Here is a 23,459-nt window from a genome sequence, read left to right as displayed (position 1 = left end):
GCCGTCTTGAAGCCTGCTGCCAGGCGGAAGCGGGTCGCGATCAGCTCTTGCGCAGGCGCGACAGGCCATCGCGGGCCGGCTGGTAGTCCGGATCGAGCTGGCTGGCACGCGCATAGGACCGGATCGCCTTTTCGGTCTCGCCGCGGCGTTCGTAGATCAGCGCCTGGTTGGACCAGGATTCAGCGACCGACTGGTCAAGCTGGATGGCGTGATTGAAGTCGGCGAAGGCATTCTCATCATCATTCAGCGCTGCATAGGAGATGCCGCGGCCATTGTAGGGTTCGGGCGATTCCGAGGACAATGAGATGGAGGTCGAGAAGGCTTCGATGGCTTCTCGGTGGCGGCCGCGCAATTGCAGGATCAGGCCGCGATTGTGATAGGCGCGCGGATCGGTGGTGTCGAGGGCAATGGCGCGCTCGTAGTCGCGCATCGCCTCGTCGAGCCGTCCGGCCTGGCGGTACAGGTTGCCGCGGCCGATATAGGCGACATCGTAGTTGCGGTTGATCTGCAGGGCCTTGTTGTAATCGGCCGCGGCGGCAGTGATGTCGCCGGTGTTGCGATGGATCAGCGCACGGTTGGCGTAGGCCTGGTAGAAACGCGGATTGAGCTGCAGGGCCTTGTCGAAATCCGCCAGCGCCTTGCGGAATTCGCCGGCCCGGCCATAGGCGGCGCCGCGAACATTGTAACTTTCAGGATTTCCCGGATTGCTGCGAATCACCGCCGTCAGCGATGCAATGTTCTGCTCACTGCCCTGGGATTCATCGATCGATATGGCGGAGATCGGTGCTGCTGTCTGGCAACCGGCGAGAGCGAGACCGAGGCCGGTCAACGCAATGATGCTCACGGCGCGCCATGGCGCGGATTGCGCGTGAGAGCTGTGACGCGGCGTCATCCGCAGCATTGATCCCTGAAATCCTGTCAACTGCAGCCCTCCGGCAGTGGTGCGGCGTGCTCCGGCCGGGCCGCTGCCGGCCGCCGGAATGCCAATAAAAAAGGCGGCGACGCAAATCGTCCCCGCCCCGTATTAACATGCCGATATCGGCAATAAAACGGCAGGCTCAGCGTCCCGAGCGACCGCCGATCAAACCTTCGCGCTGGGCGCGCTTACGTGCCAGCTTGCGCACCCGGCGCACCGCCTCGGCCTTTTCACGTGCCCGCTTCTGCGAGGGCTTTTCGTAAAAGTCGCGCATCTTCATTTCACGGAAAATGCCTTCGCGCTGCATCTTCTTCTTGAGAGCGCGGAGCGCCTGATCGACATTGTTGTCGCGGACAAGTACCTGCACGTTGATCCCGTTCCTTCGTTCGGTTGAAGCAAAAATTAGCATCGGCCAGCAAACAGAAAGGGTGTCGTTCGGTCGGCCGACGTCACGATTGGGCGGGTGATTAACAGTTTTTACGGGCAAAGTCCAGCGCTTCCGGCGCACAAGGTGCATGGCGGCATGGGACTTTCTGACGGTCAGTTTGCGATGTGCTGCGGCGTCAAACGTCGCAAATGATCAAGTCGCGCGGCTGACATATGGTCTATGGGATGATCTAGTGATCAAGCGGACGACGCGGCGCGGGCCGTGTGACGGCGGTGACAGGAGACCGGATGCGCAATTACTCCATTTTCGCCCTGGCACGGGAAGCCCTGCGCGGCCATCGCGGCTGGGAGCAGCAATGGCGCTCGCCGGAGCCGAAATCCCGCTATGACGTGATCATCATCGGCGGCGGCGGGCATGGCCTGGGGACCGCCTATTATCTTGCCAAGGAGCATGGCGTCCGCAACATCGCGGTTCTGGAGAAGGGCTGGCTCGGCGGTGGCAATACCGGCCGCAACACGACGATCATCCGCTCGAACTATCTGTATGACGAGAGCGCGGCGCTCTACGACCATGCGGTCAAGCTGTGGGAAGGGCTGGCGCAGGAGCTGAACTACAATGTGATGTATTCGCCGCGCGGCGTGATGATGCTGGCGCACAATGTGCACGACGTGCAGGTGTTTCAGCGGCACATCCACGCCAACCGGCTGAACGGCGTCGACAATGAATGGCTGACGCCGGAAGAGGCCAAGGCCTATTGCCCGCCGCTGAACATTGCGCGCAACGCTCGCTATCCGGTGATGGGTGCGGCGCTGCAGCGGCGCGGCGGCACGGCGCGCCACGATGCAGTCGCCTGGGGCTATGCGCGCGCGGCGTCGGCACTCGGCGTCGACATCATTGAAAACTGTGCCGTGACCGGTATCAGGCGCGGCAGCAATGGCGCCGTTGAAGGAGTGGACACGGGCCGTGGCTTCATTGCGGCGAACAAGGTCGGGGTGGTGGCCGCCGGCCACAGCTCGGTGCTGATGGAGATGGCCGGCGTGCGCATGCCTCTGGAGAGCTATCCCCTGCAGGCGCTGGTCTCCGAGCCGGTGAAGCCGGTGTTTCCCTGTGTGGTGATGTCGAACACGGTGCATGCCTACATCTCGCAGTCCGACAAGGGCGAACTGGTGATCGGCGCGGGAACCGACCAGTACACCTCCTATTCGCAGACCGGCGGGCTGCCGGTATTGACGCATACGCTCGATGCGATCTGCGAAATGTTCCCGGCATTCTCGCGCATGCGCATGCTGCGCTCGTGGGGCGGCATTGTCGACGTGACGCCGGATCGCTCGCCGATCCTGTCGAAGACACCTGTGGCGGGCCTTTATGTCAATTGCGGCTGGGGAACCGGCGGGTTCAAGGCGACGCCGGGTTCGGCGCATGTGTTTGCCCACACGATCGCACAGGACGCGCCGCATCCGATCAATGCACCGTTCAACCTCGAGCGGTTTCGCACCGGCCGGTTGATTGATGAGGCCGCCGCTGCGGCGGTGGCGCATTGATGCGGGCGGGGCAGGGGAGCGCCGGCAGCTTGACGCCGCGCAGATATCTAACGAGCGGAGTGGCCGTGTCATGTTGCTGATCGCCTGTCCCTATTGCGGTGAAGAGCGGCCGGAACTGGAATTCCGTCATGCCGGCGAGGCACATGTGGCGCGCCCCGATCCGATTGCCGAGATCGATGACGCAGCCTTCGAGGCTTTCTTCTTTCTGCGCGACAATCCGAAGGGTCTGATCTGGGAGCGCTGGCGGCACGTGCACGGCTGCGGGCGCTTTTTCAATGCCGTGCGCGATACGGTCTCGGACAGGTTCATCACCACCTACAAGGCCGGCGAAGTCCGGCGCGAGGTGGTCCGCGACGATGAGGGCGGTTATCAGCTCAAGGGAGAAGAGCGATGAGTGGCGCCATGCGCATCGCCGGCAAGGGCCGGCTGGTGCCGGCGCGGCGTGTCGGTTTCACCTTCGATGGTCAGGCTATGCAAGCACTGTGCGGCGATACGCTGGCCTCGGCGCTGCTGGCCAACGGCGTGCATCTGACGGGACGGTCGTTCAAATATCACCGACCGCGCGGCATTCTTTCGGCGGGGCCGGAAGAGCCGAATGCGCTGCTCGATGTTTCGCGCGGCGGCAACACCCACACGCCGAATGTCCGCGCTCCGGTGCAGGAGGTGTTCGACGGCCTGGTGGCGCGGTCGCAGAACCGCTGGCCGTCGCTGACATTCGATCTCGGCGCCATCAACAATTTCCTGTCGCCGCTGTTCCCGGCGGGGTTTTACTACAAGACCTTCATGTGGCCGAAGGCGGCGTGGACGCGATTTTACGAGCCGGTGATCCGTGCTGCGGCCGGACTTGGTGTGGCACCGAAGGAGCCGGACCCGGACCGTTATGCGAACCGCTACATCCATTGCGACGTGCTGGTGATCGGGGCCGGTCTCGCCGGCCTTCTGGCGGCGCAGGCCGCCGCCGAGGCGGGCGCCGATGTCATTCTTTGCGACGAGCAGCCGGCAGTGGGCGGTGCGCTATGGCACGAGATCGACACGCGCATTGACGGCGAAGAAGGATTTGAATGGGCGCAGGCCACGGCGCAGGCGCTGTCAGGCCGGGACAATGTGCGTGTGCTGACACGAACGACCGCCTTTTCCTATCAGGCGCAGAACATGGTGGCGCTGGTCGAGCGCGTCAGCGAGCATGTGGCGGCGCCGGCCCGCGACCAGCCGCGCGAGCGCCTGTGGCAGGTCCGCGCCAAGCAGGTGATCGTGGCAACGGGAGCAATCGAGCGGCCGATGGTGTTTTCCGGCAATGACCGGCCGGGGGTTCTTCTGGCCTCGGCAGCGCGCACCTATCTCAATCATTTCGGTGTGGCGGTCGGCGCCAATGTCGGTGTGTATACGGCCAATGATTCGGCCTATGCGGCGGCCTTCGATCTGGCCGATGCCGGGATCAACATCTTGGCGATCATCGACTTTCGCGACGAGGTCAATGAGGGCCTGCGCGAACTAGCCGCGCAGCGCGGCATCGATGTTCTCTGCGGCCATTGTGTGACCGGTACGGCGGGTTCGCTGCGGATCTCCGGCATGCGGGCCCGGCCGCGGTCCGGCGGCCCGGAACGCAAATGGAAGATCGATGCGCTGATCACGTCGTCGGGCTGGACGCCGTCGGTGCATCTTTATTCGCAGTCGCGCGGCAAGGTGGTGTGGGACGCGGCGACGCAGCGCTTTTTGCCGGGCCCGCCGGTGCAGGACATGGTGACAATCGGCGCCTGCAACGGGACCGACGAGGCGGCGGCGCTGGCGGACGAGGCAATGGCGGCGGGAAAGGCGGCGGCCCGGCTCGCACGCGCGGCGCATGACGGTGCATCTAGCGACACGCCATCGCAGTCCAGGCCGGACTTGACGGTGCAGACGAGCCGCGCCGGTGCCTTGCTGGGTGCGGGCAGCCGCGAGGTGCTGAAGGGCGGCAAAGCCTTTGTCGATTTCCAGAACGATGTGACGGCGAAGGATATTGAGCTGGCGGTACGTGAAGGCATGCGCTCGATCGAACATATCAAGCGCTTCACGACGACCGGCATGGCGACCGATCAGGGCAAGACCTCGAACCTGCACGGCCTGGCGATTGCCGCCGAGATGCTCGACCGGCCGATCCCGGAGGTCGGGCTGACAACGTTTCGGCATCCCTATACGCCGGTCAGCTTCGGCGCGCTGGTCAATCACGGCCGCGGCCCGCTGTTCGATCCGACGCGGCGCACGGCGATGCACCTGGCGCATGAACAACAAGGCGCGGAGTTCGAAGATGTCGGGCAATGGAAGCGGCCCTGGTACTACCCGCAGGCTGGCGAGGATATGGCCGCGGCGGTCAACCGCGAGTGCCGGACGGTGCGGGAGGTGGCGGGCCTGTTCGACGCCTCGACGCTCGGCAAGATCGAGGTCGTGGGGCCGGACGCTGCCAAATTCCTCGATCTCGTCTACACCAATGGCTGGGACAAGCTGTCACCGGGGCGCTGCAAATACGGCATCATGCTGCGCGAGGACGGGTTCATTTTCGATGATGGCGTGGTCGGGCGCATTGCTAATGATCGTTTTCATGTCACCACGACGACCGGCGGAGCACCGCGCGTACTGCACCATATGGAAGACTATCTGCAGACCGAATATCCCGATCTGCGCGTCTGGCTGACCTCGACCACCGATCAATGGGCGGTGATTGCCGTGCAGGGCCCGAAGGCTCGCGACATCATTGCACCCTTCGTCGAAGGCATTGATATCTCCGCCGAGGCGATGCCGCATATGAGCGTTCGGGAGGGACAAGTCTGCGGCGTCGCGGCCCGGCTGTTCCGGGTGTCGTTTACCGGCGAGACCGGGTTCGAAGTCAATGTTCCGGCCGATTACGGCAAAAGCGTTTGGGACATGCTGTGGACCCGCGCCAGGGCGCTGGGTGCCTGCTGCTATGGCACCGAGACCATGCATGTGCTGCGCGCTGAGAAGGGCTATATCATCGTCGGCCAGGACACTGACGGGACCGTGACGCCGGGTGATGCCGGCCTTGGCTGGGCAGTGGCGAAAAAGAAGACGGACTTCGTCGGCATTCGCGGGCTGAAGCGCCCGGATCTGGTGGCCGATGGACGCAAGCAGTTGGTCGGACTGCACAGCCGCGACGGTCGCACGGTTCTCGAAGAGGGCGCGCAGATTGTCGCCGATCCGCATCAATCTGTGCCGATGACGATGATCGGGCATGTGACTTCCGCCTATTGGTCGGAGAATTGCGGCGGACCGATCGCCCTGGCGCTGGTCGAGAATGGCCGGCAACGCATCGGCGAGACGCTGTATGTGCCGATGGCCGAAGAGGTGCTTGCGGTCGAAGTCACGGAGACGGTGTTTTTCGACCGGGCAGGGGAGCGGATCAATGGTTGACGGCATGACACCCGCGCCGCGAGACGGCGTCATTAACGAGCATCGCTTTGCCATCCCGGGCCTGGACATCACCCCGCTTCCGCCGGCCTTCCGGGTGTCACTGCGGGCGGGGCCAGACGATGTGGGCGCTCTGTCGCAAGCGCTCGACGTTGGCCTGCCGGTGGCGCCGAAATCCTCCGCGATCGGAAAATCCGGCCGCCAGGCCCTCTGGCTCGGGCCCGATGAGTGGCTGATCATCGACGCCGAGGCGGACCCGATGATCGATCTGGAGAAGGCCAAGGCTGTGCATTCGGCGGTCGATATCTCGCATCGCAATGTCGCGCTTGCGATCAGTGGCCGGCGCGCCCGCGCGACCCTGGAAGCGGGATGCCCGCAGGATCTCGCCGAACGGGCCTTTCCGGTGGCCGCATGCTCGCGCACGGTGCTCGGCAAGATCGAAGTGGTGCTGCTGCGTGAGGGGCCGGAGCGGTTCCGCCTGGAATGCTGGCGGTCATTTGCCGATTACGCCTGGACGTTCTTAAGTGAGGCGGCACTTGCAGCCAGGCCCTGAGCCTGTTCGCAAGACCTTAAACGTCCTCAGCCGCCGAGCGGGCAGGATCAAATTGTGACAGGGTCAGCCAACTGGCGGTCAAGGCAGGCTTGCGGGCACCTTCGATCTCGATGGTCACGTCCAGCGTCAGCACCATCAATGCCGCACCGCGCTGGCGCGCATCCGCCAGTTCGAAGCGCCCCCTTATGCGCGCGCCGGACGGCACCGGATTCATGAAGCGCAGACGGTTGAAGCCGTAATTGACGCCCAGGACCTGCTCCTTGATGCGCGGAACGCACTCGGCATGCATTTTCGAGAGCATCGACAGGGTGAGAAAGCCGTGGGCGATGGTGCCGCCAAACGGTGTGTCGGCAGCCGCCTCTGGGTCGACATGGATGAACTGGTGGTCTTCGGTGACATTGGCGAATGCGTCGATGCGCGACTGCGGCATCTCCATCCAGGAAGAAAGACCAAGCTCGGTGCCGATCAGCGAGGGCACTTGTGAAATCGTGACGACAGGCGGCATGGCGGATCCGTATCTTGCGTTGCGGTTCCCGAAAGAACGAGCTTCACGGGAAAATACCGGGTTTTTGCGGGCGATGCATCCCCGGGCGAAGGTTATCCCCGACGCGGCCGGGCGGTCTACCGGAAGGGTGATTTGCGAATCGCCTCAGGTGACGACATCGGGTGCGGTGCGCCCGGTGATGGTGGCAATCCCGGTCAGCGATTCGGCGGCTTCGATCAACGGCGCAAGCGCCTCCTGGGGGTCGCGGTCATGGTTCGCTGGATCAGCTTCATGGCGTTCGAGATACACCCGCAGCGTGGCACCACTCGTGCCCGTGCCGGAGAGGCGGAACACGATGCGGCCGCCACCGGCAAAAAATATGCGCAGGCCCTGGTTTTCCGCGACAGAGCCGTCAACGGGATCGCGATAGGTGAAGGAATCGGCCTGCTGAATGGTCAACCCGCCCAGGGTCTGGCCTGCAAGGCTGTCGAGCCGGTTGCCAAGCCCGTCCATGATCTGAGCGGCAGCGGCGGCATCGAGGTTTTCATAATCGTGGCGGGTGTAGAAGGTCCGGCCAAAGCGCGCCCAGTGCTCCGTGACGATGTCGTGAACGCTCTGTCGGCGGACCGCGAGAATATTGAGCCAGAGAAGCACTGCCCACAACCCGTCCTTCTCGCGCACATGGTCAGACCCGGTGCCGGCGCTTTCCTCACCGCACAGGGTGACACGTCCCGCATCGAGCAGGTTGCCGAAATATTTCCAGCCCGTCGGTGTCTCATGCATTTCGATGCCAAGCGCCTCGGCAACCCGGTCGGCGGCCTGGGAGGTCGGCATGGAACGCGCGATCCCGACAATGCCGGCGCGGTAGGCGGGAGCGAGGTGGGCATTGGCGGCGAGAATGGCGAGCGAATCGGAGGGGGTGACGAAGATTCCCTTGCCGATGATCAGATTGCGGTCTCCGTCTCCATCGGAGGCGGCGCCGAAATCCGGCGCATCGTCGCTCATCATGCGCTGATACAGCTCGGCGGCATGCACGAGATTGGGATCAGGGTGATGGCCGCCGAAGGTCTCGCTTGGCTCGGCGTTGCGGATCAAGTCCGCATCGACACCGAGACGGCGGACGAATATCTCCTTCGCATAGGGACCGGTCACCGCATGCATCGCATCGAACGTGATCTGGAAGCCGGTGGCGATCAGGGCGCGGATGGCGTCGAAATCGAACAGGTCCTGCATCAGATCGGCATAGTCGGCGACCGGATCGATGACGTCGATCTGCATGTCGCCGATCTGCTGGGTGCCGAGCTGGTCGATATCGACGTCCGGACTGCCGGCGATCAGATAGCGCTCGATCGTCTGAGTGCGGGCATAGATTGCCGAGGTGACGTTGTCCGGCGCCGGTCCGCCATTGCCGATATTGTACTTGATTCCGAAATCCTCGTTCGGGCCACCGGGATTGTGGCTGGCGGAAAGGATGATGCCGCCCAAGGCTGCATGCTTGCGTATCAGGTGCGAGGCCGCCGGCGTTGACAGAATGCCGCCCCGGCCGACGAGAACGCGGCCGAAACCGTTGGCCGCCGCCATGCGCAGGACGGTCTGAATGACGGTGCGATTGTAAAAGCGTCCGTCGCCGCCCAGCACCAGGGTCTGGCCGCGATGCCCCTCGATGCTGTCGAAGATCGCCTGGATAAAGGCCTCGGTATAGCCCGGCTGGCGAAACACCGGCACCTTCTTGCGCAACCCGGAGGTGCCGGGTTTCTGATCCTCGAAGGGGCGGATGGATATCGTCTCGATGGCCGTCATGCCTGCAGGTCCCGAATTGTCATCATGCACTGGTCCGGCATCACCGTATTACCGATGCGCCAGAGCGCCACTCAATCAGGAGATGCGGCCGGGCGCAACGAGGCGCGGCGTTGTCAGCGGGCCGGAGCGGCATGGCGATAATGGCAAGCGGCGGCATTCGTTCCCATTCCAGCCGGTGCGAAGGCGTGATTGGCAGCGCTTGCAGCGGTAGGGCCGAGGGTGCAGGAGCGCGCAGGAGCGCGCGAAGCTTAACGGCTCAAAAACGGAGTTCGGCAAAGATGGTGGGAGGAACCGGATGGTGGGCGATACTGGGATTGAACCAGTGACCCCTTCGATGTCAACGAAGTGCTCTCCCGCTGAGCTAATCGCCCATCCGATGCGGCGCATACACCACAATCGCGGGGCGCCGTCAATATGAAATTCCGGTCGCGCTCCCGGGGTGACGCTGTCGCCCTCAGGCGGCGGTCAGCATCCTGTTGACCTCATCGACAAGGTCACGGAGATGGAAGGGTTTGGAGAGCACCTTGGCATCACGTGGCGCCTTGGAATCGGGGTTCAGAGCCACGGCAGCAAAGCCGGTGATGAACATCACCTTGAGATCGGGATCGAGTTCCGTGGCGCGGCGGGCCAGTTCGATGCCGTCCATTTCCGGCATGACGATGTCGGTCAGAAGCAATGTGAACGGCTCTTCGCGCAACCGGTCATAGGCCGAGGCGCCATTGTCGAAGGACCGAACCTCATAGCCGGCCTTCTCCAGAGCCTTGACGAGAAAACGGCGCATATCATTGTCGTCTTCCGCGAGAAGAATTTTCGGCATCATCCCTATCCGGACCCTTGGTTGCTGTTGACATCATCTGCCGGGCAGCGTGCACATCCGGCGTAAAGATCCGGTGAATGGAGCTGTGATTCCGTGCACGGCGCCAGGGCGGATCGATGCATAGCATTATCGCAGCGCGATCGCGAGCCCCGTTTGCATGCGGGAAAACCCGCTGGACAGGGGTGGGAGCAGGTGGCAGATTGTTGCAGCCGGGTTGCGAAACGGAACGATAGCGGTGGCTGCGATTTTGAGGTCGTGACGACCCGAATGGCAGGAAATTGAAGGACACGCATGCACGATCGCCAGAAGACGGTTCCCATGTCCGCCTGCGGCAGGCCGCTGTTCGAGGTTGTCCAGCCGGATCGTCAAAGCGGCCCCCTGGTTTTCAACTCGCCGCACTCCGGTCGATTGTACACGGATGACTTTCTGGCCGCCTCACGGCTCGACCGGCAGACGATCCGGCGTTCCGAGGATCACCATGTCGATGACCTTTTTGCCAGCGTCACGGCGCTGGGAGCGCCGCTGCTGAAGGCGCATTTTCCGCGCGCCTGGCTTGACGTCAATCGCGAGCCCTATGAGCTCGATCCGCGCATGTTCGATGCGCCGCTGCCCGCGCATGTCAATTCCACGTCACTGCGCGTCACCGGCGGGCTTGGAACCATTCCTCGCCTCGTGGCGGAGAATGTCGACATCTACCGGGGCCGGCTCGATGTGGGGGAAGCGCTGCGGCGGATCGAAACCGTCTACCGACCGTATCATGCCTGTCTGCGCCGGTTGATTGCGCAAACGCATGTGCGCTTCGGTCAGGCGGTGCTGATCGATTGCCACTCGATGCCAGCCGGCATCAAGTCCGGCAGCGGGCAGGCGCGCCCGGACTTCATTGTCGGCGACCGCTATGGCTCCAGCGCCTCGCATGAACTGACACGCGTGGCCGTGGCGGTGCTGTCTGGCCTTGGCTATCGGGTGGCGCGCAACAAGCCCTATGCGGGCGGTTTCATCACCGAGCATTATGGTCGGCCGGCGCGCGGTCTGCATGCCTTGCAGATCGAGATCAACCGCGGCCTGTATATTGATGAAACGAGTTTGCAACTGACCGCTGGGTTCCGGCAGTTGCAGATCGATCTGACGCATTTTGCCGATCAGATGCTGGAATATGGGCGCACCACGCTGAATGACGGGCTGCTTGCAGCGCAGTAATGCCTGTGCCGGCGCTTGACGGGCCAGCTCGGGCACCGTAACCGCCTGCCTAGCAGAGCGGAGATGACTGATGGTGCCCGATCTTGATTTTCTCGACGAGTTGGCGGACGCGGCGGCGGCGGAAACGCTGCCGCGTTTTCGGATCGGAGGTACCATCAGCAACAAGCTTGCGAACGGCTTTGACCCGGTGACGGAAGCCGACCGCGCCGCCGAGGCGGCCATTCGCGCCCGCATTGCGGCGCGGTTTCCCGACCACGGCATCCTCGGTGAAGAGCACGGCCTTGAGAATGCGGACAGCGCCTTCCGCTGGGTGATCGACCCGATCGATGGAACAAGGGCGTTCATTGCCGGGCTGCCGGTGTGGGGGACGCTGATCGGGCTGTACCACGAGGGACGCGCCGTGATGGGGCTGATGGATCAGCCATTCACCGGCGAACGGTTTGTCGCCGGGACGGAGGGCGCGTTCTTCGCGCGCCATGGCGGGGCGCGCCAGCCGATGCGATCCCGGCAGGGGGTGGAGCTTTCAGCCGCGATCCTGATGACCACCGCGCCATCCTTGTTCAGCGCGAAAGAGCGCCCGGCCTTTGCCGCGCTGGAAGGCGCCGTGCAGCTGTCGCGCTTCGGTTGTGATTGCTACGCCTTCGCGATGGTGGCGGCCGGGCATGTGGATATCTGCATCGAAGCCGGGCTGCAGCCCTACGACATTGCAGGGTTGATCGCGCCGATCGAGCGCGCCGGCGGCGTGGTGACCGACTGGGACGGCAACCGACCGGAACAGGGGGGCAACATCATTGCCTGCGGATCGGCGGAGCTGCACGCCGCCGCGCTGGCGCAGATGCGAAGCGCCGGCGGCTGAGACATGCCATGACGCCCTGCGCGACGTGTTGAAGGCTCTCTCAGTCGAGTGTTTCGGCGCGCGGCATCTTCACGGAGCTGGCTGGCTTCGGCGCCTCTGCGGCCTTCTTGCCGGAACCGGACGCCGCCCTCGCCGCACCGGATTTCTTGCGCCCTATCTTCTTTTCGGCCGCCTTTTTTTCGGTCGCCTTCTTCGTGGTCTTCTTGCTTGAAGCCTTTGTCTTTCCCGCGCGCTTGCCGGAGGATTTCGCCGCGCCCCTGTCCTGTGCTTCGGTGTCGCTGTCTTGCGTGGCGCGGTTCTTGCCGGCCGGTTTGATTTCGGGGGATGCTGGCCGGCTGCTCGCCGCTACCGGGTCGCCGGAGTCCTCCTGCTGCGGTGGGTCGTCGTCGCTGGCGGCTTCGACATCACAAAGTGCCGTTTCGGCAGGAAGGAAAAATGCATCGATGGCTGCCAGGGCTGGCAGGCGGTAGCGGTCCACTTCCTGAAGAATTTCATGCCGGGCCTGATCGATGGTGATGTGATGGCCGGCGCGAAACCGGTTGGCGAGGCGTTCGATTGCGGATTCCTCGACGATCCGGTCGGATCCGGCGGCAATCAGCAGCGTCGGGATCTTGATGCGGCTGAGATGACTGACGCGGTTGACGCGGCGAATCGCTTTGAGAACGGTGGCGATCCATCCGGCAGTCGGCGGGCCGAGACGCAGCTGGGGCCATGCTTCGTAGACACCCTGGTTGCGATCGTAGCGCGCCCGGTCGGAGGTCAGCATGTTGCCATCGAACGGCCGTGGAAAGCGGTCGCTTTCAAAACGTGTCTCGCCGTAACCAAACAGGGTCAGCAAGCGGCATGTCCAGTAAATCACCCCCTGGCTCAGGGGCTGGCCGGAAAGATCGACAAAAGGGGCGACGACCACCATGCGGTCGATGCGGGTGGCCAGGTCGGGCGCAGCGGACAGCGCGACGAGACCGCCCATTGAATGGCCGAGGAGCAGGAAGGGCAGACGGGTATCGGGCAGGACGATCGTTTCGAGAAACACCGACAGATCGGCTTCATAGTCGCTGAACTGCGCGACATGACCCCTGAGGGGCTGGTCGCTGAGGCGTTCCGATCCGCCCTGACCCCGCCAGTCAAAGGTGGCAACCCAGAAGCCGCGGTCGTTGAGATGGCGAATGGTCTCGAAATATTTCTCGATGAACTCGTTGCGGCCCTGCAGAAGCACGACCGTGCCCTTGGCAACCCGCGCCTTGGAGCGAAAAATCGCATAGCGGATGCGCTTGCCATCCCGGCCGGTGAAATAGCCGACCTGCCGCCGTTCCGGAATCGGGTTGGCGGCGGTGGTGTACAGGCGCGGATGATCGGGAAAGGCCTCGCTCATGCTTTTGGGATTAGGGCGTGAGACCTGAAAAATCAAAGGAAATCAGGCGGGGCCGCCTGCTTTCCTGCGGGCCGGGCGGCCAGATTTCAGCGTATCGCAAAAGCAGCAGGCAATTGTCATGCTTTCGCGCAAAAAACTCTTGAACCGCAAATGCAGAATTCCCACATCCATTTCGCAGGCGCCGGATGGCCGGGTCTGCTGGCTTTTCGCACCGCCGACACGGGGTGCGTGAAAAGGCCAAACGTGTCTAACGTCGCTCAAAGGAGGACTTCCATGCGTCACGTTGATTTTGCACCACTGTACCGTTCCACCGTCGGTTTCGACCGCGTTTTGACCATGCTCGACACGCTGGCTCAACCGGAACAGACCCAGACCTATCCGCCCTACAATATCGAGCGGACCGGGGAAAACACCTATCGCATCACCATGGCTGTTGCCGGTTTTGACGAAAGCGAGATCGCGATCGAAACCCGCGAGCACACGCTGACCGTCAAGGGCGAAAAGGCCGACGAGCAGGAACAGAATGACAGCGAGTTCCTGTATCGCGGCATTGCCAAGCGGGCGTTCGAGCGCCGCTTCCAACTGGCTGAACATGTGGAAGTGACCGGCGCCTCATTGCGCAACGGTCTGCTGCATCTGGACCTGGTGCGAGAAATCCCCGAAGCCATGAAGCCGCGGAAGATCGAGATCAGTTCCGATACTTCCAAGGCCAAGCAGATCGAAGCGACGGCCGCCTGATCGGCTCTGTGTCTTCGCTAAGTGAGGAGGTGCCCGCTGTTTGCGGGCACCTTTTTTCGTGCGTCAGGCGGACGGTCGCAAGCGCCCAGCGGGCTCCCGGTGGCCGGCGGCCAGCACACCGTCGAGCGAGATCCATCCCGGACCCTTGAGGACGATGACGATCAGCACGAACAGCCAAAGCAGCCGTTGATCGGCGATCGCAGCATCGGGAAACCGGTCGAACAGGCTGCCAATGGCTTCGGCGCCGATCTGATGAACGGTAATGTCGACCAGCGTCTGCACGGCGATGAAGGCGATCATGCCGAGCGCGGCAATCCGCGTGAACAGCCCGATGACGATCAACAGCGGCAATACAAACTCGGCATAGGTGCCCATCGTGACGATGAGGCCCCAGGGCAGAAAGGCGACCTGCTCGACATCACCACCCGCGGCTTCCACTGCCGGCAGGGCGATCTGATAATAGGCGCCAGGGGTAAGCGTGAAGAACCCGGCTAGACCGTCACCGACCTTGGTGCGGGCCGAGTTGAGGAAATAGATCCACAATACGGCCGCGAAGACAAAGCGGGCCGCGAGGCCAAGAAACCAGCCTTCCGCCCCGCGCTCGATCGCGGCGAAAACCGATCGGTGCAGGTGGGCTATATCGTTGAAGAGATGTCGCATGCTGCCTCCTTTGCCGGCCGCGTGTCGCCCCGGTCGCGGGCTTTTGTTCCATCGTCGGCCGCCCGGCCTGCCGATTTGCCTGCTGCAGCGGAGATAAAGGCGCCGCTCGCAAGCAGTGTGGAGATGGCCGCGGCGAGGTCGAAAGAGGGCGCCGCCGCCGCTGCCGCATCAGCGGCTGCCGCAAGGGTTTCACCGTCCAGCAGCATGGCAAAGAATGTGTGTTCGCCCGGCGACAGCCGATGCACCATCACCGAGCTGCCGGGGCGGGAAAGCAGAACGGCTTCCGGCGTCGCCAACTGCACGCCGTCGAGCGGCTGTTGCCCCCGACATTTCGTAAACAGCGTGCAAATGGCGTAATCGCTGGCAATGAGCGCTGTGGCAGGATGCGGCGCAAACCGCCTTTCCGCCAGGGTGTCGGGCGGAAGTGCCTGCAGCAAGGACGGCTCCAGGGGCGCGGCGTCGGCAGCGTGAAAGGCGGTCAGCCAGGCCCGCTCCAGGCGGGCGAGATCCGGAAGAAAGGGATAGCGCGAGAGTGCGGGAAGCGCATTGAGAAAGGCGGGAAAAGTTTCGCCATAGCGGTGCAGCAGCGGAGAGCGGGGCGGTTCGGCGCGCAGATACAGGCGGGCGATGTCATTGAAGGCCGTTTCGCCGAGCAGATCGTGAATGGCGGGGAAAATCTCGGCAACCGCATTGATCAGGCTGACGGTGACATTGTTGCGGTATACCGCAAAGCGTTTGACGGCGGCTTTGCCATGCGGGCCGATGAGGCCCGGTGGCAGCGGGGCGTCGGGCTGGCGCAGTGCACGGGCGAAACCGTCCTGAAAGATCTCTTGCGCAGCCGGCTCCCGGTCGTTCGGCTTGTGCGGGTGACGGGTTTTCAGGTTTGCCATGGCTCTAGCCCGCGGCATGGCGCTTGCCGAGCGCGGCGCGCTGATCAAAACGCTCGAGAATGGCCTCGGCGGCGATGGCCTCGGCGCGCAGCACCGGCCAGTCGGGGACGTCATTGTCCCATTCGATGAGCGTTGGCAGCGGGCCGGTGCGGGCGATCACCGTTTCGAACAAGGTCCAGACGGCGTCGCTGACCGGCCGGTCATGGGCGTCGATCAGCAGCAGGTCACCATCATCGTCGCAATCCTCGGCATGGCCGGCGAGATGAATTTCCTCCACTTTTTCGAGCGGAAAGGCGTTGATGTATTTCGTTGCGTTCCAGTCCTGATTGACCGCCGAGACAAAGACATTGTTGACGTCCAGCAGCAGACCGCATCCCGACCTCTCGGCCATCTCGGCGATGAACTCCGTCTCGCCCATCGTCGAATGCTCGAATGCGAGATAGGTGGCCGGGTTTTCGATGAGGATTGGGCGGCTGAGGCGTTCCTGCACCTGATCGATGTGACGCACGATGCGGGCGAGCGTCGCTTCCGTATAGGGAAGTGGCAAAAGGTCATTGAGATAGTGGTCGCTGTGGGTCGACCAGGCCAGATGCTCGGAGACCTGGGCCGGCTGGTAGCGCCCGACAACGGCGGCCAGTCGTTCGAGGTGATGGGCGTTCAGGCCAGCCTCGGCGCCGATCGACAGTCCGACGCCGTGAACCGAGAGCGGAAAGCGCTCGCGTACCGCCGTCAATGCGCGATGGGCAGGACCGCCGGCGCCCATATAATTCTCGGCATGCACCTCGACAAATCCGACCCGGTACGGATCATCGAGAATGGCGCCGACATGGCCGGCTTTCAGTCCCACTCCCGCGCGGGGCGGAAGCGGGTTGGCGCTCATCAAAGGGGAGGCGCTGCCAGGCTTGCGTGCTGAAGCTCTTGCAGGGGGTTGGATCGGCATCGGGTCCTCCCGGTTGGTCTCGGAGATCGGGCGGCCGGCCCGCCGGCAGCAGTGTCAGATCGACAAAGGCTGCTGGCGGACCGAGCGCGGCGCGTCGATCAGGCGGGAAGATCGCGGTCGAGCGGCTCGAGCGAGCCCATGCGGCCACCTTCAAGGGCCATGGTTTCGCACGTGCCGGCTTCCACACTTTTCCAGGCGTTGCCCTGGTAATCGACCTTCGAGGTGCCAGCGCAGGTGGTTCCCGGACCGGCTGCGCAATCGTTCTTGCCGGCCATCGAGACGCCATAGCATTTTTCGGTGGCTGCGCTGGCGCCCGTCGTGGAGGCCACAAGGGCACTGCCGGAAAGGGCAAGGGCGACGGCACCGGCGAGGGCGGAGGCGCTGATTGCTGTTTTGTGTTGCATGATGTTCTCCCGTTTATCTTAAGCTTGTGTTTTCGATTTCTGACCGGAACAGCCAATCGGCCCGGTCAGACAAGCTTTGCGAAAACGCTGATAAACTGGAAATCAAGCACGCGTTATCGACATCACATGCGCGTGACGGCACGTGATCAGCGGCTCACGCTGGCGTGGGGGGAGCAGCAGCCTCCGTACGGCGCGGGGGCAACGGACGCGTGATGCGTCCGTGTTGCGGCGCATGCAACGCTGCCTCTCAGTCTTCGGTGGCGCGTTCCTCGGTTGCAGCGTTGAGTTCAGCTCCGAAGAGGATGACAAACGCCGAAATCCACATCCACATCAACAACAGCACGACACCGGCAAGGCTGCCGAAGGTCTCGCTGTAACTGCCGAAATTGCGCACATAGATCGAGAACGCAATGGATGCCAGAAGCCATAAAATCGTGGAGGCAACGGCGCCGGGAGACACCCAGCGCCAGGCGCGCGGCGGGCGCGAGGGGCCGTAGCGGTACAACACGCCGAGACCGAGGATCGTCAGCACCGTGATGATCAGCCAGCCGCCAATCGACAGCGTGCCACGCAGCCATTCCGGCATCGGTATCAGGGCGAGCGCCGCCGGAACGGCCAGGGTCGCAGCGAGACCCAGAATCAGGCCGATCATCACAACGGCAGTCAGACCAAGTCGGGTGAGCAGAAGGGCGATGAATCCCCGGTCCTCGGTTTCGCCATAAGCGATGTTCAGGCCCTGCATCAGGCTGCCCATGCCCTTGGATGCAGAGTACAGGGCAAGGACCAGGCCGATGACGAAGGCCAGGCCGAGACCACCCTCACTTGAGCCGGCCACCTCTTTCGCCTGGTCGATGACGATCTGCGCCGCGTCTTGCGGCATGATGTCGGCAGCTGCTTCGATCTGTTGCGCAATCTGCGCCGGCTCGACGATGAGACCGGCCAGGGCCATCAGGGCGGTGATCGCCGGAAAGATCGCAAGCAGGCCATAAAAGGCAACACCGGCGGCGACGAGGCTGACGCGATCCGCGCCGATGGCGTCCTTCACCTCCCACAGAATCGCCTTCCAGCCACGCGGTGGAATTTCGCGTGGGGACGAATCGTCAAGAGGGGCTGCCATCCTGGTCTCCTTGTGAAAGCGCGTCAGCCGATAAAATAACGGCCCGCCGTTAATACAGCGGGCCGCCGATCTGCAAGGTCAAGCCGTCGGCTTGCCGAGGTTCTGCTTGTCGGCTTCGGCCTTGGCCGCGTCGGCCACCCGCTTGCCGGACTCTTTCGCCTTGTTCACCAAGGCATCAGACGCTGTGTCTGCCGGTGCCGAGGCGTCAGCGTCGGCCTTGACTTCGCGGGCAATGTCGCGCGCTTCATCAGTTGCCGCCCTGGAGACGCGGGCGAGCTTTTCCTTCTCCTCGGCATAGATGCGTTCGGCCTCGTCAAACAGACTATCGCGATATTCACCGGCATAGCGGTCTTCAACGCGGGTGCGCGGCAGAGCAGCGGCGATCGCCGCTCCGACGGCAACGGCCAGGGCACCGGCAATGAGGGGATTTTCCTCGTAGAGATCGACCGCCTTGTCGCGGCCTCTGCTGGTGTAGTCGTAGGCGGCGTCGCGGGCATCGAGGGCCCGTTCGCGGGCTGCGATGACGCGGGCACGGGCTTCTTTGCTCAAGGCTTCCGTACCCTCATAGATCCGGTCCCGGACCGCGGCGGCGCGACGGCTGCCGGAGCGGTATGCATCCTGGGCCGAACCGCGCGCTGAACGTGCAGCCGAAGACACCGCTTCACCCGCCTTGCGCGTGTGGCCGGAAATTGCCGCGCCGGCACGGCTGGCGCTATCCCCGACCGAGGACGCGGCGCCAGAGACCTTGTCCGAGACCTGACCGGCGCCGGACTGCAGGCGGCTCCCGAGGCCCTTGCCATCGTCGCCAGAGTGCCCGTCATCGTGCGCCGGGCGAGCCCAGGATGGCTGGGATGTCGGCCGCGGCGACGCGGAATAGGGCGTCGTCGCACGCACCCGGGCATCACCGATGCCGTCGGGGCCGTGATGGGCGGTGTCGTGGCGGGAATCCAGATTGTCGCGGGGCGGGGCAGAATGGGCCTGCTGACCGTTCTTCTGACCCATCATCAGCCAGGCCAGCCCGACACCGGTCAGCGCCAGAGCCACCGGATTGGCCTTCACCGCATCGGAGACCGAGCGTGCGAGGTCACCGCCATTGTCGCGGAAGTGCTGCGAAACCTGGCGGGCCACACCTTCGACGGAGAGTCGGCTCTGCAGATCATCGAGCGTGCCTGTCAGTTCGGAGCGCTCCCGCTCAATCTCGCGTTCGATTTCAGAAGACGTTCGGGTGGAATTATTGGTCATTGTAGGCTTCCTTTGCAGCAGAAGCATCGCGCTTCACGTTCTTGACGGTGCGGCTCGGCGCAAGATTGCGCAGCTTGAGATCGTTCGCGCCCTTTTTCATCATGGCGTAGGCGACGACTGCCAGCACGACACCGACGATCAACGCAGCCCACCCGGCGCCAAGGCCGAGTTCGGCCAGCGCGGCGACGAGTGCGGCGGACAGGACATTCAGAGCGGTCAGTGCAACCACGACCGCACCGATGATCAGTCCCACGGCCACGCCGGCCGAGTGGAGATTTTCATTGACCTCCGCGCGTGCCAGGTCGATTTCCTTGCGGACGAGCGAGCTGACATGCGACAGGGCATCTTTCAAAAGCTCGGTGGTGGATTTTTGCGTAGCTGTGGTCATTTCCGAACTCCTGTTGAAACCCCGGATGCGGCGCCAGCGGGCCGTGCCGCCGGCTGATAACCCGTGCTGGTGCTGGTTCCGGCGCCCGTGCCGGGGGAGCCGCCTGCGGGGGCCGATGTCGTTGGGGCTGTGCTCTCCTCAGATGGCTGGCCTCGCTCCGAAGCCTTAGCGAAGCGCGTGGCGGCAAAGCCAATCAGCGCGGCGCTGCCGAGGAAGACAAGCGGGTTGTTCCGGGCGAAGCTGTTCAGGCCGCCCACCATTTCGCCAAGGTCCTTGTCACGGATGGACTCCGAGGCGTCGGCAAGGCTTTCGGCGATCTGGCTGAAGGTGCGTTCCTGCGGCGAGCCGCTGCGCAGTTGGTCGGCAGCGGTGCGCAAGGCCGACGCCACATCCTTGACCTCAGCGGCCGCCGATTCCTTGGCTTTGCCAGCGTAGCCAGCCGCTTCTTCGGATATGGTCTTGCCGACATCCTGAGCGCTCGCCTTGATCTGTTCGGACGCGCGCTCGCTGGTGGCCTTGATTTTTTCCTTAGCGCCCTGCTCCTGGCCGGGCGTGGTCGGATTTGTCGTGTTCATTTGAGTAGCCTCACTTAAAAGAGTAGGTTGATCACCGCGAGCACAACCACGATGACGCCGATCAGATAAAAGATCCCATGCATTGCTAGTCCGCCTCCGATTGCGAATGGACGTTCACAAATTGAACGAACGACCTGCGGAATCGTTCCTGAAACGCCGGAAGTCAGCCGCCAGCGGGCGGCACATGGCTTGCCTGATTTGCGCGGCGGGCGCGGGGTTTGCTCGAGGTCACGGGCTCGTCACCGCCGCCCGCAGCGGACTTCACCCAAACTTGACTGGCTTGCGATCGACGCGCAGGCGACTATGGAGGCATGCGAAATTTAGCTGCCACCATTTCTTTTCTCGCCGCATTGGCCATCGCCATCCCGGCCCTCGCCAATCCCGAACGCTGGCGCGCGTCTGGGTGGGCGACTGATTTTTCACAGACGGAAGTGGACCTTGGCGAAATCATTTCCGGCGGTCCGGGACGCGACGGTATTCCGGCCATCGACGCGCCGGTCTTCCGTAAAGCCAGCACGCTTGAGCATATGGGCGCCAGCGAACCGGTCATCCGCCTTGAAGTCGGATCGGTGGTGCGGGCTTATCCGCTGCGCGTTCTCACCTGGCACGAAATCGTCAACGATACTCTCGATGGTCAGCCGGTTGCGGTCACCTATTGCCCGCTGTGCAACTCCTCGATCGTGTTTGACAGACGCCTGGAGGATGGCAGCGTCACCACCTTCGGTGTCAGCGGACTTCTGCGAAATTCCGACATGGTCATGTATGACCGCGCCACCGAGAGCTGGTGGCAGCAATTTACCGGCGAGGCGATCGTCGGTGAACGGGCCGGGCAGGCGCTGCGGATGCTTCCCTCGCGCATACAGGGATTCGGTGAATTTGCCCGCGAGAATCCCGATGCCGAGGTGCTGGTTCCCGCCGATCCGGCGCTGCGTCGCTACGGCGAGAATCCCTATGTCGGCTATGACAGCCGGCAGGCACCGTATCCGTTATACACCGGGGAGTTGCCGGAGGAATTGCCAGCGATGATGCGGGTGGTGATCGCGCGCCACGCAGGTGAACTGGCCGCCGTGACGTTGCCGCATCTGAAAGCGGTGGACTCTCTGGAGATCAACGGGCTGCGCCTGACATGGCGCGGCGGTGTCGCCTCGGCTCTCGACGCGCGGGATATCGCCGCCGGCGCGGATGTCGGCACGGTTACCGCCGAGCGGTTGTCGGATGGCGCGGCCATCGTGCACGATACGACATTCGCCTTCGTCGTGCTGGCATTTCACCCGGGCCTGACGGTGCATGCCGAAAGCGGTCCGATCACCCTGTCATCGCGCTGAGATCCGCGCGGGGGTTGCCGATGGCTGCAGGATCTCTCCAGAAGCAGTGCGCGAGGAACGGTGCCGGCGCTTTCCGCGTTGTAAGGCAACCCAACCCATCGGCACGCATGTGCCGAATTCAGCTGGCGCTTCGCATCCCGGATGGTGCCCCTCCTCTTTCTCTACAAGGATTTTCCCATGACACAGCATGTTCTCTTGCCCGGGTCACCGGCGCCCGCCCTTTCCCTGCCGGCCATCGGTGGCGGCCATATCGACCTCGCGGCAACGAAGCCCACGCACTTTACCGTCGTGTTCTTCTATCGCGGTGTGCACTGCCCGATTTGCAAGTCCCAGCTCGAAGAGGTGGCGCAGCGCGGCGAGGCTTTCGAAAAGCGCGGTCTCGCCGTTCTTGCCGCATCGATGGATAGTGAGGAGCGCGCGCAGCGCCAGCGCGAGCAATGGGATATCTCAGCACTGGACGTCGGATACGGTCTTTCCGAGGATGATGCCCGTCAGTGGGGCCTCTTCATTTCAAAGAAGGAAAAGGACGCCGAGCCGGAGCGCTTCGCCGAGCCCGGGATCGGCGTGATTTACCCCGACGGCAAGGTTTACGCCCTGTTCTATCAGAGCGTGCCCTTCGCCCGGCCGCGGCTTGATGATCTTTTGAAAGGCCTCGACTTCATCATCGCGAAAAATTATCCGGCCAACGGCACGCTGGCAGCCTAGAAATCCGCACTTTCAGCACTGCATGGCTGCGCGCGGCGAACCTGGCCGCGTGACCGTTCCGGGCGGTGCGTCAGCGAAGATGCGAGGCGAAACTGTCGATCTCCTGCGGCGTGGTGGCTAAGCTGGTGACCAGACGCACCAGCACCTCCTGCGGGGCGATCGCGCCGCAATCCTTCGGTACGGGCCAGTCGTAGAACTGTGCCCCGTGGTGGCGCAGGCCCGCCGCCGTGTCTTGCGGCAGGATGGCAAACACCTCGTTGGTCTGGCTCGGCCATGCAAGCCGGGCATCTGACGCGAGGGTGATTGCCTGGCGCATTTGATCGGCCATCCGGTTGGCATGTCCCGCCAGGCGCAGCCAGAGGTCATCGTGCAGATATGCGGCAAACTGAGCGGCAATGAAACGGCTTTTGGAAAACAGATGCGCGCCACGCTTGCGCAGAAAGGGCAGTTGCTCTGCCTTGCCCGGATCAAAAACAATGAGCGCTTCAGCACACCAGCACCCGTTCTTGGTGCCGCCGAAGGACAGCATGTCGATGCCGCTGGCGATGGTCATTTCCGCCGGGCTGACGTCCAGGGCGACAAGCGCGTTGGCGAAGCGGGCGCCGTCCATGTGCAGCGGCAGGTGATGCTTTTCCGCGATGGCGGAAATTCTCCTGATTTCATCCGTCGAATAGACCGTGCCGCTTTCGGTCGCCTGGGTTATCGAGACAGCGACGGGTTGTCCGGCATGAACGAATTCCGCCGGGTAACGGGCTATTGTCATCTCCAGGTTCTCTGGATCGATCTTGCCGTGGCCGCCATCAACCGCCGCGAGGCGACCGCCACCTGAGAAGAACTCGGGAGCACCGCATTCATCGGCAATGATGTGGGCCTGATGATGAGCGAAGGCGACGCCGCCGGGCTTGGCAGCGCTGGCCAGCGCCAGCGAATTGGCGGCCGTGCCGGTGCCGACGAAAAAGACCGCAACCTCGGTTTCAAACAGCTCGCTGAAGCGTCTTTCAACGGCGCGATCAAGGTCGCTGGCACCGTATGCGGCAGCAAAGCCACCGGAATGATCGGAAAGCGCCCGGGCAATGTCAGGATGCGCGCCGGCCCAGTTGTCGGATGTGAAGATCATCAAGGTCCCGCTGATGGTTGAGGCGAAGGTGATCC

The 23,459-nt window shown here is 63.4% G+C and carries 23 protein-coding genes, 1 tRNA gene and 1 pseudogene; 9 read left to right on the top strand and 16 right to left on the bottom strand.

Annotation, left to right across the window (positions count from 1 at the left end; genetic code table 11):
• Positions 1-40 precede the first annotated feature (40 nt).
• A complete protein-coding gene (locus KY465_RS03600; protein WP_219200003.1) occupies positions 41-901 on the bottom strand; it encodes a tetratricopeptide repeat protein in 861 nt (286 codons plus the stop codon).
• Positions 902-1,058: 157 nt separating this feature from the next.
• Complete coding sequence (rpsU, locus tag KY465_RS03595) at positions 1,059-1,283, bottom strand: 30S ribosomal protein S21 (protein WP_162653110.1); 225 nt, start codon at positions 1,281-1,283, stop codon at positions 1,059-1,061.
• 308 nt (positions 1,284-1,591) lie between these two features.
• Here rpsU and KY465_RS03590 point away from each other — a divergent pair, with 308 nt between their 5' ends.
• The 4 genes from KY465_RS03590 (at position 1,592) to KY465_RS03575 (ending at position 6,797) form a co-directional block, all read left to right on the top strand.
• The gene (locus KY465_RS03590) at positions 1,592-2,845 is read left to right on the top strand and encodes a sarcosine oxidase subunit beta family protein (RefSeq protein ID WP_219200001.1); all 1,254 of its coding nucleotides are present in this window, start codon (positions 1,592-1,594) and stop codon (positions 2,843-2,845) included.
• Positions 2,846-2,915: 70 nt separating this feature from the next.
• On the top strand, positions 2,916-3,239 hold the full coding sequence (locus tag KY465_RS03585) for a sarcosine oxidase subunit delta (protein WP_219200000.1): 324 nt from the start codon (positions 2,916-2,918) through the stop codon (positions 3,237-3,239).
• Positions 3,236-6,247, top strand: coding sequence for a sarcosine oxidase subunit alpha family protein (locus tag KY465_RS03580; RefSeq protein WP_219158505.1), 3,012 nt, complete (start codon positions 3,236-3,238; stop codon positions 6,245-6,247). The genes KY465_RS03585 and KY465_RS03580 overlap by 4 nt, the downstream gene beginning before the upstream one ends.
• Positions 6,240-6,797, top strand: coding sequence for a sarcosine oxidase subunit gamma (locus KY465_RS03575; protein ID WP_255561419.1), 558 nt, complete (start codon positions 6,240-6,242; stop codon positions 6,795-6,797). The genes KY465_RS03580 and KY465_RS03575 overlap by 8 nt, the downstream gene beginning before the upstream one ends.
• 16 nt (positions 6,798-6,813) lie before the next feature.
• On the opposite strand, the gene KY465_RS03570 is transcribed toward KY465_RS03575, so the two are convergent.
• The 4 genes from KY465_RS03570 to cpdR form a co-directional block, all read right to left on the bottom strand.
• Positions 6,814-7,302, bottom strand: coding sequence for a MaoC family dehydratase (locus KY465_RS03570; protein WP_219158503.1), 489 nt, complete (start codon positions 7,300-7,302; stop codon positions 6,814-6,816).
• 144 nt (positions 7,303-7,446) lie between these two features.
• Entirely contained in the window at positions 7,447-9,081 is a 1,635-nt protein-coding gene (locus KY465_RS03565) for an alpha-D-glucose phosphate-specific phosphoglucomutase (RefSeq protein WP_219158501.1), read from the bottom strand.
• A 296-nt stretch (positions 9,082-9,377) separates the two neighbouring features.
• Positions 9,378-9,452: transfer RNA gene (locus tag KY465_RS03560), tRNA-Val, on the bottom strand.
• A gap of 83 nt (positions 9,453-9,535) precedes the next feature.
• Positions 9,536-9,901 carry a cell cycle two-component system response regulator CpdR gene (cpdR, locus tag KY465_RS03555; RefSeq protein WP_219158498.1) on the bottom strand — a complete coding sequence of 122 codons (366 nt, stop codon included), beginning with the start codon at positions 9,899-9,901 and terminating at the stop codon, positions 9,536-9,538.
• Between the two features lie 315 nt (positions 9,902-10,216).
• Between cpdR and KY465_RS03550 the strand changes: the two genes are divergently transcribed.
• Together KY465_RS03550 and hisN are read left to right on the top strand one after the other, a co-directional pair.
• Entirely contained in the window at positions 10,217-11,095 is an 879-nt protein-coding gene (locus KY465_RS03550; RefSeq protein WP_219200756.1) for an N-formylglutamate amidohydrolase, read from the top strand.
• 70 nt (positions 11,096-11,165) lie between these two features.
• Positions 11,166-11,951, top strand: a complete 786-nt coding sequence (gene hisN, locus KY465_RS03545; protein WP_219158496.1) for a histidinol-phosphatase — start codon at positions 11,166-11,168, stop codon at positions 11,949-11,951.
• 418 nt (positions 11,952-12,369) lie between these two features.
• On the opposite strand, the pseudogene KY465_RS03540 reads toward hisN, so the two are convergent.
• Positions 12,370-13,323 (bottom strand): annotated as a pseudogene (locus KY465_RS03540) (alpha/beta fold hydrolase); the annotation flags it as partial.
• Positions 13,324-13,596: 273 nt separating this feature from the next.
• Here KY465_RS03540 and KY465_RS03535 point away from each other — a divergent pair.
• Positions 13,597-14,061 (top strand): Hsp20 family protein, encoded by a 465-nt coding sequence (locus KY465_RS03535; protein WP_219158492.1) that lies wholly within the window; start codon positions 13,597-13,599, stop codon positions 14,059-14,061.
• A gap of 63 nt (positions 14,062-14,124) precedes the next feature.
• Here KY465_RS03535 and KY465_RS03530 read toward each other — a convergent pair whose 3' ends face one another.
• From KY465_RS03530 to KY465_RS03495, 8 genes are all read right to left on the bottom strand, one after another.
• Positions 14,125-14,721: a DoxX family protein gene (locus KY465_RS03530; protein WP_219158490.1), complete on the bottom strand. Its 597-nt coding sequence runs from the start codon at positions 14,719-14,721 to the stop codon at positions 14,125-14,127.
• Positions 14,697-15,611 carry an HvfC/BufC N-terminal domain-containing protein gene (locus tag KY465_RS03525; protein ID WP_219158487.1) on the bottom strand — a complete coding sequence of 305 codons (915 nt, stop codon included), beginning with the start codon at positions 15,609-15,611 and terminating at the stop codon, positions 14,697-14,699. The genes KY465_RS03530 and KY465_RS03525 overlap by 25 nt, the downstream gene beginning before the upstream one ends.
• 4 nt (positions 15,612-15,615) lie before the next feature.
• On the bottom strand, positions 15,616-16,551 hold the full coding sequence (gene bufB, locus KY465_RS03520; RefSeq protein ID WP_428982921.1) for an MNIO family bufferin maturase: 936 nt from the start codon (positions 16,549-16,551) through the stop codon (positions 15,616-15,618).
• A gap of 98 nt (positions 16,552-16,649) precedes the next feature.
• Positions 16,650-16,955 carry a BufA1 family periplasmic bufferin-type metallophore gene (locus KY465_RS03515; RefSeq protein WP_219158485.1) on the bottom strand — a complete coding sequence of 102 codons (306 nt, stop codon included), beginning with the start codon at positions 16,953-16,955 and terminating at the stop codon, positions 16,650-16,652.
• 247 nt (positions 16,956-17,202) lie between these two features.
• Positions 17,203-18,072 (bottom strand): YihY/virulence factor BrkB family protein, encoded by an 870-nt coding sequence (locus KY465_RS03510; protein WP_219158483.1) that lies wholly within the window; start codon positions 18,070-18,072, stop codon positions 17,203-17,205.
• Positions 18,073-18,150: 78 nt separating this feature from the next.
• A complete protein-coding gene (locus KY465_RS03505) occupies positions 18,151-19,314 on the bottom strand; it encodes a DUF3618 domain-containing protein (RefSeq protein ID WP_219158481.1) in 1,164 nt (387 codons plus the stop codon).
• Entirely contained in the window at positions 19,304-19,702 is a 399-nt protein-coding gene (locus KY465_RS03500) for a phage holin family protein (RefSeq protein WP_219158479.1), read from the bottom strand. The genes KY465_RS03505 and KY465_RS03500 overlap by 11 nt, the downstream gene beginning before the upstream one ends.
• Entirely contained in the window at positions 19,699-20,277 is a 579-nt protein-coding gene (locus KY465_RS03495; RefSeq protein ID WP_219158475.1) for a hypothetical protein, read from the bottom strand. The genes KY465_RS03500 and KY465_RS03495 overlap by 4 nt, the downstream gene beginning before the upstream one ends.
• 311 nt (positions 20,278-20,588) lie before the next feature.
• Here KY465_RS03495 and KY465_RS03490 point away from each other — a divergent pair, with 311 nt between their 5' ends.
• Positions 20,589-21,602 carry a DUF3179 domain-containing protein gene (locus KY465_RS03490; RefSeq protein WP_219158473.1) on the top strand — a complete coding sequence of 338 codons (1,014 nt, stop codon included), beginning with the start codon at positions 20,589-20,591 and terminating at the stop codon, positions 21,600-21,602.
• Between the two features lie 177 nt (positions 21,603-21,779).
• A complete protein-coding gene (locus KY465_RS03485; protein ID WP_219158471.1) occupies positions 21,780-22,307 on the top strand; it encodes a redoxin domain-containing protein in 528 nt (175 codons plus the stop codon).
• Between the two features lie 70 nt (positions 22,308-22,377).
• Here the strand turns inward: KY465_RS03485 and KY465_RS03480 are convergent, their stop codons facing one another.
• Complete coding sequence (locus KY465_RS03480; RefSeq protein WP_219158469.1) at positions 22,378-23,424, bottom strand: threonine aldolase family protein; 1,047 nt, start codon at positions 23,422-23,424, stop codon at positions 22,378-22,380.
• Positions 23,425-23,459 lie beyond the last annotated feature (35 nt).

Origin of the sequence: Neohoeflea coraliihabitans (assembly GCF_019334345.1) — a bacterium.
Taxonomy (GTDB): Bacteria; Pseudomonadota; Alphaproteobacteria; order Rhizobiales; family Rhizobiaceae; genus Pseudohoeflea; species Pseudohoeflea coraliihabitans.
Note: the sequence above shows the minus strand (reverse complement) of the source record. Positions and strands in the feature narration are given on the sequence as shown.